Source organism: Agrobacterium sp. DE0009, from assembly GCF_007680755.1.
Lineage (GTDB): Bacteria > Pseudomonadota > Alphaproteobacteria > Rhizobiales > Rhizobiaceae > Agrobacterium > Agrobacterium tumefaciens_B.
Genome location: NZ_VEIU01000001.1, coordinates 686,944 through 698,693 on the forward strand (window position 1 = coordinate 686,944; position 11,750 = coordinate 698,693).

The following is an 11,750-nucleotide window of genomic DNA, read 5'->3' on the forward strand; positions in this document are numbered from 1 at the left end:
TATCGGAGCGCCCTTGTGGCCGGATGGAGGCCACACAAGCGCGCCACAATGGCGTTAACGCGTCAAAACATCTATCCTCGTGACCTGAAAAGCCGCTCGCCCGCCGCGGGCGTCGCGACCCTCCGGAAACCTTACGAGTTGACGGCGTCCTTCAGGCCCTTACCTGCGGAGAACTTCGGAACGTTGCGAGCCGGGATATCGACTTCAGCACCCGTGGAAGGGTTGCGGCCCTTGGAGGCTTCACGACGGCTGACGGAGAAGCTGCCGAAGCCGGCGAGACGGATGTCGCCACCGTTCTTCAGTTCGCTCTGTACGGTTTCGAATACGGCATCAACAGCGGAAGCAGCATCTGCCTTCGTGAGACCAGCCTTTTCGGCAACAGCAGAGACGAGCTCGTTCTTGTTCATGTTTCCACCCCTTTCAATGGTTTGAAACGACTCAAATTAAGTCGGCGCAGAATACGTTTGTATCCGCGCGCAGCAACCCAAAAGCGCTGGAATCGCCTGAAAAACAAGGGGTCTGGAGTTTTTTTCACAAAAAAGGCCGACATTTCTGCCGGCCTTCCACATATTCGTGCCAAATTCGCATCACTTGCGCGGGGCTAAACACCGCACTCCCCTTGGAAGGGCTAACACATTGAATCTATGCGACACACGCCACGAAAGGCGATTCCCGCCTTTCGTGTGCCTGTGGGCCTTCAATGTGCGATGGTCTGGCTGCCGTCATCAACACCTTCGACCGTTGCAATCACGGGCGTTTCGATGCTGCCGTCCCACTCGATGGGTTCCGGCTGGCGGATGAGGGCGTGCTTGATAACCTCGCCCATGCGCGATACCGGAATGATTTCCATCTCGTTCTTTACGTTGTCCGGAATCTCCGCCAGATCCTTGGCGTTTTCTTCCGGAATCAGCACCTTCTTGATGCCGCCGCGAAGCGCTGCAAGCAGCTTTTCCTTCAGGCCACCGATCGGCAGAACGCGACCACGAAGCGTGATCTCGCCTGTCATCGCCACATCCTTCGAAACCGGAATGCCGGTCATGATGGAGACGATGGCGGTTGCCATGGCGACACCGGCCGATGGACCGTCCTTCGGGGTTGCCCCTTCCGGTACGTGCACGTGGATGTCGCTCTTGTCGAAACGCGGCGGTTCGATGCCGAAGTCCACAGCGCGCGAGCGGACATAGGATGCCGCCGCCGAAATGGATTCCTTCATCACTTCCTTGAGGTTGCCGGTGACCGTCATACGGCCCTTGCCCGGCATCATCACGCCTTCGATGGTGAGCAGCTCACCGCCGACTTCCGTCCAGGCCAGACCCGTGACGACACCGACCTGATCCTCGCGCTCGGCCTCGCCGTGACGGAACCGCGGAACGCCCAGATAATCCGGAACATTGGCAGCGGTGACTTCCACGGACTTGACCTTGCCCTTGATGATCTCGGTGACAGCCTTGCGCGCCAGCTTCATGAGCTCGCGTTCGAAGCTGCGCACGCCCGCCTCGCGGGTGTACTGCTGGATGACGACCATCAGGGCATCATCGGTGACCGAGAATTCTTCCGGACGCAGGGCATGTTCCTTGATCGCCTTCGGCAGCAGGTGACGCTTGGCGATTTCGCGCTTTTCGTCTTCCGTGTAACCGGCGATGCGGATCACTTCCATACGGTCCATCAGCGGGCCCGGGATGTTCAGCGTGTTCGCCGTGGTGACGAACATCACGTCGGACAGGTCATATTCCACTTCCAGGTAGTGATCCATGAAGGTGGAGTTCTGTTCCGGATCGAGAACCTCGAGCAGCGCCGACGACGGATCGCCACGGAAATCCATGCCCATCTTGTCGATTTCGTCGAGCAGGAAGAGCGGGTTCGCCTTCTTTGCCTTCTTCATCGACTGAACGATCTTGCCCGGCATGGAGCCGATATAGGTGCGGCGGTGACCGCGGATTTCCGCTTCGTCACGAACGCCACCCAGCGCCATGCGCACATATTCGCGGCCGGTCGCCTTGGCGATCGACTTGGCGAGCGAGGTCTTGCCGACGCCGGGCGGGCCGACGAGGCAGAGGATCGGGCCACGGATCTTCGTCGCACGGGCCTGCACCGCCAGATACTCGACGATCCGCTCCTTGACCTTGTCCAGACCGAAGTGATCCTGATCCAGGATCTTCTCGGCGTTGTTGAGGTCGGCCTTGATCTTGGACTTCTTGCCCCAGGGCAGGCCAAGCAGCCAGTCCAGATAGTTGCGCACGACGGTCGCTTCCGCGGACATCGGGCTCATCTGGCGCAGCTTCTTCATTTCCGCTTCGGCCTTTTCCTTGGCCTCCTTGGAAAGCTTGGTCTTGGCGATGCGCTCTTCCAGCTCGGCCATCTCGTCACGGCCGTCCTCGCCGTCGCCGAGTTCCTTCTGGATCGCCTTCATCTGCTCGTTCAGGTAATATTCGCGCTGGGTCTTCTCCATCTGACGCTTGACGCGCGAACGGATGCGCTTTTCGACCTGAAGCACGGAAATTTCGCCTTCCATGAAGCCAAGCGCCTTTTCAAGCCGCTGCTTCACGCTGACGGTTTCCAGCATTTCCTGCTTTTCGGTGATCTTGATCGACAGGTGAGAAGCAACCGTGTCGGCAAGCTTCGAATAATCGTCGATCTGGCCGGCAGCGCCGACAACCTCGGGCGAAATCTTCTTGTTGAGCTTCACATAGCTCTCGAATTCCGAAACGACCGAACGCGAGAGCGCCTCGATTTCGACCGGGTCTTCGGCAGGCTCCTGCAACGGCGTCGCCGAGGCTTCGTAGAAATCCTCGCGGCCGGTGTAGCTGTCGATCTGGGCGCGGCCCTTGCCTTCCACCAGCACCTTCACGGTGCCATCGGGAAGCTTCAGGAGTTGAAGCACATTGGCGACAGTGCCGACCTTGTGGATAGCTTCAGGTGCCGGATCGTCGTCGCTGGCATTGATCTGGGTGACAAGCATGATCTGCTTGTCCGAACCCATGACTTCCTCGAGCGCACGGATGGATTTTTCCCGCCCGACGAACAGGGGAACGATCATATGCGGGAAAACGACAATGTCGCGCAGGGGAAGTACGGGATAGGTACCACCAGATGCCGCAGACGTGATGTTCGTCATATCATTTCCTTTCCTGGTCCCTTTCGGGACACTTTGCCGGACAGCTTGGGGCATCCGGCACATTCATTTCTCGAGACTGAAAGTGGAGTTTCGAAACACCGATTTCAAGTCGTCGGAACAGACAGCCTTACGCAGCGGCAAGACCGAGAAACTCAACAAAACTCAGCGCTGGCTCATACTCCCGACATTCCGGTTATCCTCAAGGGTCAGGAACCGGGTCGCCGACGAATTTCACATTTCCGTCATATCGCGCTGCAAATCAGTTGTAAGACTTTATCAGCAAAGCGCAATCCGCTCCAAACGCAAAATCGGGCTTCATCAAGTTAGACGCAAGTTTCGCAAAGTCGCTCCAATAGAAAAGGCCCGCACGGATGCGGGCCTTTAAATTCGTCCAACATTGCATCAGCCCATCAGGCCGAAACGTTGGTCTTTTCTTCCTGACGGTCCGCATAGATGTAGAGCGGACGGGCGACACCGCTGACGACCTCGTCGGAAATGACGACCTCGCGTACGCCTTCCAGCGTCGGCAGTTCGAACATGGTGTCCAGCAGGATCTTTTCCATGATCGAGCGCAGGCCACGGGCACCGGTCTTGCGGGTGATCGCCTTGCGGGCGATTTCGCGCAGCGCGTCCTCGTGGAAGGTCAGTTCCACATCTTCCATCTCGAACAGGCGCTGATACTGCTTGACCAGAGCGTTCTTCGGCTCGGACAGGATCTGGATCAGCGCATCTTCATCCAGGTCTTCCAGCGTCGCCAGAACGGGCAGACGGCCGATGAATTCCGGAATGAGGCCGAACTTCACCAGATCTTCCGGCTCCAGCTCGCGCAGCACTTCGCCCACACGCCGGTCGTCTTCCGCCTTGACGGTCGCACCGAAGCCGATCGAGGTCTTTTCGCCACGGGCCGAGATGATCTTGTCGAGGCCGGCAAAGGCGCCGCCGCAGATGAACAGGATGTTGGTCGTATCCACCTGCAGGAACTCCTGCTGCGGATGCTTGCGTCCACCCTGCGGCGGAACGGAAGCGACCGTGCCTTCCATGATCTTCAGAAGCGCCTGCTGAACGCCCTCGCCCGACACGTCGCGCGTGATGGAAGGGTTGTCCGACTTGCGGGAAATCTTGTCGACTTCGTCGATATAGACGATGCCGCGCTGAGCGCGCTCGACATTGTAATCCGCTGCCTGCAACAGCTTCAGGATGATGTTTTCCACGTCCTCGCCGACATAACCGGCTTCGGTCAGCGTCGTTGCGTCCGCCATGGTGAAGGGAACGTCGATGATGCGGGCGAGCGTCTGGGCAAGATAGGTCTTGCCGCAACCCGTCGGGCCGACGAGCATGATGTTCGACTTCGCAAGCTCGACATCGCCATTCTTGGAGGCGTGCGCGAGGCGCTTGTAGTGGTTGTGAACGGCCACGGACAGGATCTTCTTCGCCTGCTTCTGGCCGATGACGTATTCGTCGAGGATCTTGATGATGTCCTGCGGGGTGGGCACACCCTCGCGCGACTTCACCATCGACGTCTTGTTCTCCTCGCGGATGATGTCCATGCACAATTCGACGCATTCATCGCAGATGAACACCGTCGGTCCGGCAATGAGTTTCCGGACTTCGTGCTGGCTCTTGCCGCAGAATGAACAATAGAGTGTATTCTTAGAGTCGCCGCCGTTGCTGCCGCTGACTTTGCTCATATCACTTTCCTTCCAGCACGCCGCAGGTCCGCCAAACGGATCGCGGTCAACTTACCGCCCGCAGATACGACCGCCCTTGGGGTGCATTGCCGTATCCGCCTCGTTTAACGGGGTACTAGCCGTATCAGATACAGGACCTGACAACCGGCTGCAACGAATTCCCCATCAAAACCAAAGCTACGTCATAAAATCTCAACATAGCCTTTATATATACTAATATCGCTTTCTGTTGCGGTTGAAAGCCCCGAAATTACTTTTGCGGCTTCAAACAAACGTCAAAAAGCGGCGCGCCTCAATTCGCGGCGGCGCCTTCGATTTCCTGGCGCGAGGTCAGGATCTTGTCGATCACGCCCCAGTCCTTCGCCTCGTCTGCATCCATGAAATGGTCGCGATCAAGGGTTTTTTCAACCTCTTCGAGCGTGCGGCCAGTGTGCTTCACATAGACTTCATTCAGACGGCGCTTCATCTTGATGATGTCGCGGGCATGGCGCTCGATATCCGAGGCCTGGCCCTGGAAGCCGCCAGACGGCTGGTGCACCATGATGCGGGCGTTCGGGGTTGCGAAACGCATTCCCTTTTCACCGGCGGCCAGAAGCAGCGAGCCCATGGATGCGGCCTGGCCGACGCAGAGCGTCGAGACCGCAGGACGGATGAACTGCATCGTATCGTAGATCGCCATGCCGGCGGTCACGACGCCACCTGGCGAATTGATGTAGAGCGCAATTTCCTTTTTCGGGTTTTCCGCCTCGAGGAAAAGCAGCTGGGCGCAGACGAGCGACGCCATCTGGTCTTCCACCGGGCCGGTAAGGAAAATGATGCGTTCCTTGAGAAGACGGGAAAATATGTCGTAGGAGCGTTCGCCGCGATTGGTCTGCTCAACGACCATCGGCACCAGAGCCATGGCGGTATCAACTGGATTTTTCATGTCCGTCCTTTGTCAACTCTGCCCTTCGCGGAAAACCGCTCCGGAATCACTTCTAACCTTCGTTCTCCCTACATAGAGTGTCCCTGCCCCGTACTTCAAGACAGGAAGCCGCATATCCTTAACGGCTCAACAGCGTTTACAGGGCTTGAGGGCCAGCACCGGCAGGCTTTTGCACCCGGTCGCCCCAACCGCAGCCACTTGTTTCCGCGCCATCAAAATTTTACCAAGACTGGCGACGACGAAAAATTTCTCCGTCGTGCACAGATATAACTTCTAACCGGCAAGAACTCGTTAGTATTTGCTGCTGATACTGAAAAACGAATTTCGGTTCCCATTGGCGAATAGGCCCGTCCGGGCGGAATGGCAGCTCAACAATTCAGCGGGAATGACGCACGTCGTGCGACCTTGCCCGCTATTGCCGCATGATGGCGCAGATAGGATTTTGCAATGCTGGATGCAAAGACGAGCACGCTACTGTGGGCGGCGGAAACGTTTACCCTTGCCGTGCTTTTGGGAACCCTGTGGCTGCACCGCCCTGCCCGTCGGCATAATCTCTATTTCGCGGCCGGTTTTCTCGTGACCGGCGTCGGCACCGTCATGGTCGCTTTGCGTGGGGAGATTTCAAGCTTCCTGTCCATCCAGGTCGGCAATACGTTGGCGCTGGCCGCGTTCGGTTTCTGGCTTGCCGGCCTCCTCACGCTGGAGCGACGCAAGCTCGCCGGCTGGATCGCGATCCCGGCCCTGCTGTGGATCGCGGGAATGTTCGTGCCGGCTGTGCGCGACAATATGGTGGCCCGCATTCTGCTTTATCACGCCAGTGCGGCCACGGGCTATTTCATGCTCGCAGGGATTCTTCTCGCGAGCAGTGAGCGCCGCTCGCGCAGCCGAAAGGTCCTGGCCACGATCCTGATCCTGCAGGCTTTCGCCGGCGCTATCGTCGCCTCGATTGTCATCCCGGCCAATGCTGCTGCCCCCAATGCCATTCCGCTGACATCGGCGCTTGCGTTTTCCGGCATGCTCGGCTTCACCGCGATCATCATGATCAGCGCCAAGATTATCATGGAGGACACGGAGGTTCGTCTACAGCGTCTCGCCATGACGGATCACCTGACGGGCGTTCTCAACCGGCGCGGCCTGCTTGAGGAATTCGATCGCATCAAAAAGGGCGCCCATGCCTCTGACCGCTACGTGGCGCTCGCTCTTTTCGACATCGATCATTTCAAGAAGATCAACGACCGCTATGGCCACCAGTCGGGTGACGCCGTGCTCGTTCACTTCTGCTCCATTGCGCAGCGCGTTATCGGCAACCGAGGCCTCTTCGTTCGAATGGGGGGCGAGGAATTTGCTCTGGTCGCCGAGGTGGACAGCTCCTCCAGCACCGTGGCGCTGGCGGAATCCATTCGCAGCAACCTGCGCCACTCCAACATCACCGCGCGCGGTCAGGCGATCGAAGTCACGACCAGCGTTGGCATATCCGAAGCGGTCGTCAGGGATGCCGACCTCAACAAGATGATGACCGAGGCGGACCGCGCGCTTTATGCGGCCAAGAAAGCGGGGCGCAACCGCACCGTCATCCATGTGAATTCAGCCAATGTCGTCGTACCGGCCGCGGATCGCGACGAAGATCCGATGGATAACAATGCGGATCGGCAGGTCGCGGCGCTCAACCGTATAGCCGCAATTGCCAGCCGGTAACCCTATCACCGTTGGGTGACACCTCATGGAACGCCAACGAGCTGTCGGACCGACCTTTTCAAAACCCGGCAGTCAGCTTAAACCATCAGCATGACAGCGACATTTCCTTTCCTCCAAATCGATCCCGCCAACCGCCGCGTTTCCCTTGATGCCCGCGATCCGGCCTTCTACAACGATCCGAACCCGGTTTATGCCGCGCTCCATGCACAATGTCCCACCTTCTACTGGGAAGAGCAGCGGCAATGGTTTTTCACCGGGTACGACCATGTCAGCGCCCTCCTGCGCGACCGCCGTTTCGGTCGCCAGATTCTGCATGTGGCAAGCCGCGAGGAACTGGGCCTGCCGCAGCCATTCGAGCATGTGAAGAACTTCGACCTTGCCGAGCAGCATTCGCTTCTGGAGCTCGAACCGCCCGAACACACGCGCCTGCGCACCCTTATCAACCGCGCCTTCGTTTCCCGCCATGTCGACAGGATGAAGCCGGAAATCGAGGAACTCGCCAACCGGCTGATCAATGCTTTCGAAAAGAAGGGCGAGACGGAACTGCTCTCCTCCTACGCCGATATCATCCCGGTGACGATGATCGCCCGCATGATCGGCATTCCCGAGGAGATGGGGCCGCAGCTTCTCAAATGGTCACATGCCTATGTCGGCATGTACATGTTCAAGCGCACGCCCGAAGACGAACTTCTGGCTGACAGGGCTGCAAAGGAATTTTCGGATTATGTGCGCAGTGTGATTGCTGAGCGAAGGGCGGAACCCAGGGACGACCTTCTGAGCCACATGATCCATACGGAGCACAAGGGCCAGTACCTGACGGATGACGAGCTGGTATCAACAACCATCGTCCTGCTCAACGCGGGCCACGAAGCGACCGTGCACCAGATCGGCAATTCCGTGCGTATCATTCTGGAAAGCGGGATATCGCCGCAGGCCTTGTTCAACGACGAGGTCGCCACGGAACGAACGGTGGAAGAAACCCTGCGCATCTGCGCACCGGTGCACATCTTCCAGCGCTGGGTTCTGGAGCCGGTCGAGATCGACGGCGTCACATTCAAGCGTGGCGACAAGGTGAGCCTCATCCTGGCTGCTGCCAATCTCGATCCATTGAAATTCTCCGACCCGCTGACGTTCCGGCCGGACCGGAACGAAGGCGCCAATGTCTCCTTCGGCGCCGGCATCCATTTCTGCATCGGCGCGCCGCTGGCGAGGCTGGAGCTCAATCTCGCCCTGCCGCTGCTTTTCAAACGTCTGCCCGGCTTGAAGATCGCAGAGCCGCCCAAGGTCAAGGATGTCTATCACTTCCATGGCCTGGAGCGGCTCGATCTCAGCTGGTAAACTGTTTTTTTATGCTTCCTGATGCGCTATTGTATTTGTGTCCAACAATGATGAGGCAATGCTTTGGCCGCGAAATCGAGAAAGAACACAGAGATTACGCTGCCCTCTCAGCCGGTTTTGACGGAACTGGAGGTGGCGATTGAGAAATTGTCACGTGAGCTGGAAACGATGGCAACTTCGGGAAACAGTGCGCACGTAGCTTCAAAGAACAGCGCGCGCTTGCCGGGTCGGTACAAGGGCGCGCTCGTCGTAGGCCCTGAATTCTTCGAGCCGTTGACGGACGAAGACCTCAAAGCATTTGGGCCGGAATGAAGTATCTGCTCGATACCCATACTCTGCTTTGGTGGTTGAGCGACCACGAGAGACTCTCGCCCAATGCCCGCGAAATAATAGGCGACCCAGCAAATGAGATCTATGTCAGCGCTGCATCCGCATGGGAAATTGCTACAAAGTTTGCGCGTGGTCGTCTACCGACCGCTTCCGTAATACTTCCCGATTTCGAGGGTGTGATCGAACAAGAACAGTTTCTTGAGCTAGCCATAAATAGCGCCCATATGGTTCGCAGCGCCATGTTGCCAGGCGACCACCGCGACCCTTTCGATCGAATACTTGCGGCTCAATCGATCTTGGAAAACATGGCGCTGATATCCATCGACGAAAAAATTCCGTCGCTTGGCGTTATGACACGCTGGTAGATCGCGATCACAGCCGGATGACGTAATCCTTCCGCGTCGTTTCCACCACCTCCCAGGTTCCGGTAAAGCCTGGACGGAGAATGACGCGGTCGCCGGCCCTCAGCTCACGCGGCGTGCCACCGTCTTCGGTCAGGATGGAGTGGCCCTCGAGAATGTTGAAATACTCCCATTCATCGTAGACCACCCGCCATTTGCCGGGCGTGGACTGCCAGATGCCGGCGTAGATGCCGCCCGGCGCCTCCTCCAGATTCCATGTGGTGAATTTGGGGTCGCCGGAAAGCAGCCTATCAGGCGCAGGCGCACCGTGCTCCACCTCGACGCTGCTGTCTTCAAAAGGCACGAGATTTGTCATAGCCGCAGGTCCTCAGACTTTCGACAGCGACTGTTCGAGGTCTGCGATGATGTCCTTGACGTCCTCAATGCCGATCGAAAGGCGAACCACATCCGGTCCTGCACCCGCCGCCGTCTGCTGTTCGGGCGTCAGCTGCGCATGGGTCGTGGATGCAGGATGGATGACGAGGGAGCGCGTATCGCCGATATTCGCAAGATGGGAGAAGAGTTGTAGCCCTTCCACCAGCGCCTTGCCGGCCGCGTAGCCGCCCTTAACACCAAAGGTGAAAACGGAGCCCGCGCCTTTCGGGGAATATTGCTGCTGAAGAGCGTGGTTATCGCTATCTTCAAGACCGGCATAATTCACCCATCCCACCTTGGGATGTACTTTCAACCATTTGGCAACGGCAAGCGCATTGTCGGAGTGGCGCTGAACGCGTAGCGGCAGGGTTTCGATACCGGTCAGAATGAGGAAAGCATTGAAGGGTGAGATGGCCGGGCCGAGGTCGCGCAATCCGAGAACGCGGCAGGCTATGGCGAAGGCGAAATTGCCAAATGTCTGGTGCAGCACCACGCCGGAATATTCCGGCCGCGGCTGCGACAGCGCCGGATATCGGTCCGTTGCAGACCAGTCGAAGGTGCCGCCGTCAACGATGATACCGCCCATGGAATTGCCGTGGCCGCCGAGGAATTTCGTCAGCGAATGCAACACGATGTCGGCACCGTGTTCGAGCGGTCGCAGCAGATAGGGGCTCGCCATGGTGTTATCGACAATCAGCGGCAGGCCGTGGCGGTGGGCAACCTCGGCAATGGCGGCGATATCCACGAAGGTGCCGCCGGGGTTGGCAAGGCTCTCGATGAAGACCGCGCGCGTGCGCTCGTCAATCTGCGCCTCGAAGCTCGCGGGATCAGCAGCGTCTGCCCAGCGCACCTGCCAGTCAAAACCCTTGAAGGCATGGCCGAACTGGTTGATCGAACCGCCATAAAGCTGGCGCGCCGCGACGAAATTGTCGCCATGCTGCAGAAGCGTGTGGAAGACGAGCAATTGCGCCGCATGACCGGAAGCGACGGCAAGCGCCGCCGTCCCGCCTTCAAGCGCTGCCACGCGTTCTTCGAGCACGGCCTGTGTGGGGTTCATAATGCGGGTATATATATTGCCGAACTCTTTTAGTCCGAAAAGGGCTGCGGCGTGGTCCGCATCGCGGAAGGCATAGGCCGTGGTCTGATAAATCGGTGTCGCGCGTGCGCCGGTTGTCGGATCAGGTTGTGCGCCCGCATGGACGGCCAGCGTCGAAAATCCGGGATTGCTGCTCGACATGATGTTTCCTCCGTTGGAATTTTGGAGGGATCATAATGCCTTGCCGCCAAATGATAAGTCTGATCCGTACTAACTATCTTGTAATATTGAGACGCGGATACTCAATTGCGGGGCACCGGTCCATCACGACATCCATGCCGTAGGCTTCCGCCTTGGCTGCGGCGTTGTCATCGCGAACGGAAAGCTGGCCCCATATCACCGACGGTCGCTCCGGCAGTACTATCGCCTCTTCAACGATAGCCGACAGATATTCCGGCGCACGAAAGACGTCGACCATATCCACGGGCTCGGGAATATCGGCGAGCCGTGCGTAGACCTTCTGGCCCAATATCTCCTTGCCAGCCTGACCGGGGTTGACGGGAAACACGCGGTAACCCTTTGACAGCAGAAAGCGCATCACGCCGTGGCTCGGCCGGTCCGGGTTAGGGGACGCGCCGAGCAGCGCAATCGTTTTGACGTCGGTGAGAATTTTCCTGATGTAGTCGGGCTCGTAATGATCATGCTGCATGTCAACTTCTCCCTTTCCAGGTGTCTCGCGGTTTGACAGGCACGCGCTCACCTCTTTCATCTGGTTATTTGATGCGTTAGGCCAGCCTGCATGGTCGAAGACGTCTCTTCGATATAGGTCCGCGTCTTCCATCTAGAA

At 58.2% G+C, this 11,750-nt stretch carries 11 protein-coding genes; 4 read left to right on the forward strand and 7 right to left on the reverse strand.

Translation table 11 applies throughout. The features are described 5' to 3' along the window. Window positions 1–131: 131 nt before the first annotated feature. From hupB to clpP, 4 genes are all read right to left on the reverse strand, one after another. Window positions 132–407 carry a DNA-binding protein HupB gene (hupB, locus tag FS804_RS03470; RefSeq protein ID WP_003502360.1) on the reverse strand — a complete coding sequence of 92 codons (276 nt, stop codon included), beginning with the start codon at window positions 405–407 and terminating at the stop codon, window positions 132–134. 290 nt (window positions 408–697) lie between these two features. Further along, window positions 698–3,115, reverse strand: coding sequence for an endopeptidase La (gene lon, locus FS804_RS03475; protein ID WP_004441301.1), 2,418 nt, complete (start codon window positions 3,113–3,115; stop codon window positions 698–700). A gap of 410 nt (window positions 3,116–3,525) precedes the next feature. After that, complete coding sequence (gene clpX, locus FS804_RS03485) at window positions 3,526–4,803, reverse strand: ATP-dependent Clp protease ATP-binding subunit ClpX (RefSeq protein ID WP_063951205.1); 1,278 nt, start codon at window positions 4,801–4,803, stop codon at window positions 3,526–3,528. Window positions 4,804–5,095: 292 nt separating this feature from the next. Further along, window positions 5,096–5,728, reverse strand: coding sequence for an ATP-dependent Clp endopeptidase proteolytic subunit ClpP (gene clpP / locus FS804_RS03490; RefSeq protein ID WP_003521529.1), 633 nt, complete (start codon window positions 5,726–5,728; stop codon window positions 5,096–5,098). A gap of 447 nt (window positions 5,729–6,175) precedes the next feature. Between clpP and FS804_RS03495 the strand changes: the two genes are divergently transcribed. The 4 genes from FS804_RS03495 (at window position 6,176) to FS804_RS03510 (ending at window position 9,456) form a co-directional block, all read left to right on the forward strand. Next, window positions 6,176–7,423 carry a diguanylate cyclase gene (locus FS804_RS03495; RefSeq protein WP_144574719.1) on the forward strand — a complete coding sequence of 416 codons (1,248 nt, stop codon included), beginning with the start codon at window positions 6,176–6,178 and terminating at the stop codon, window positions 7,421–7,423. A 90-nt stretch (window positions 7,424–7,513) separates the two neighbouring features. Continuing rightward, on the forward strand, window positions 7,514–8,761 hold the full coding sequence (locus FS804_RS03500; protein WP_144574722.1) for a cytochrome P450: 1,248 nt from the start codon (window positions 7,514–7,516) through the stop codon (window positions 8,759–8,761). 63 nt (window positions 8,762–8,824) lie between these two features. Further along, window positions 8,825–9,073, forward strand: coding sequence for a hypothetical protein (locus FS804_RS03505; RefSeq protein ID WP_144574724.1), 249 nt, complete (start codon window positions 8,825–8,827; stop codon window positions 9,071–9,073). After that, a complete protein-coding gene (locus FS804_RS03510) occupies window positions 9,070–9,456 on the forward strand; it encodes a type II toxin-antitoxin system VapC family toxin (RefSeq protein ID WP_144574727.1) in 387 nt (128 codons plus the stop codon). The genes FS804_RS03505 and FS804_RS03510 overlap by 4 nt, the downstream gene beginning before the upstream one ends. Before the next feature lie 7 nt (window positions 9,457–9,463). On the opposite strand, the gene FS804_RS03515 is transcribed toward FS804_RS03510, so the two are convergent. The 3 genes from FS804_RS03515 to FS804_RS03525 form a co-directional block, all read right to left on the reverse strand. Beyond that, window positions 9,464–9,808, reverse strand: coding sequence for a cupin domain-containing protein (locus FS804_RS03515; protein ID WP_144574730.1), 345 nt, complete (start codon window positions 9,806–9,808; stop codon window positions 9,464–9,466). A gap of 12 nt (window positions 9,809–9,820) precedes the next feature. After that, entirely contained in the window at window positions 9,821–11,104 is a 1,284-nt protein-coding gene (locus FS804_RS03520; RefSeq protein WP_144574733.1) for an O-acetylhomoserine aminocarboxypropyltransferase, read from the reverse strand. A 73-nt stretch (window positions 11,105–11,177) separates the two neighbouring features. Then, on the reverse strand, window positions 11,178–11,612 hold the full coding sequence (locus FS804_RS03525; protein WP_063951212.1) for a CoA-binding protein: 435 nt from the start codon (window positions 11,610–11,612) through the stop codon (window positions 11,178–11,180). Window positions 11,613–11,750: the final 138 nt, after the last annotated feature.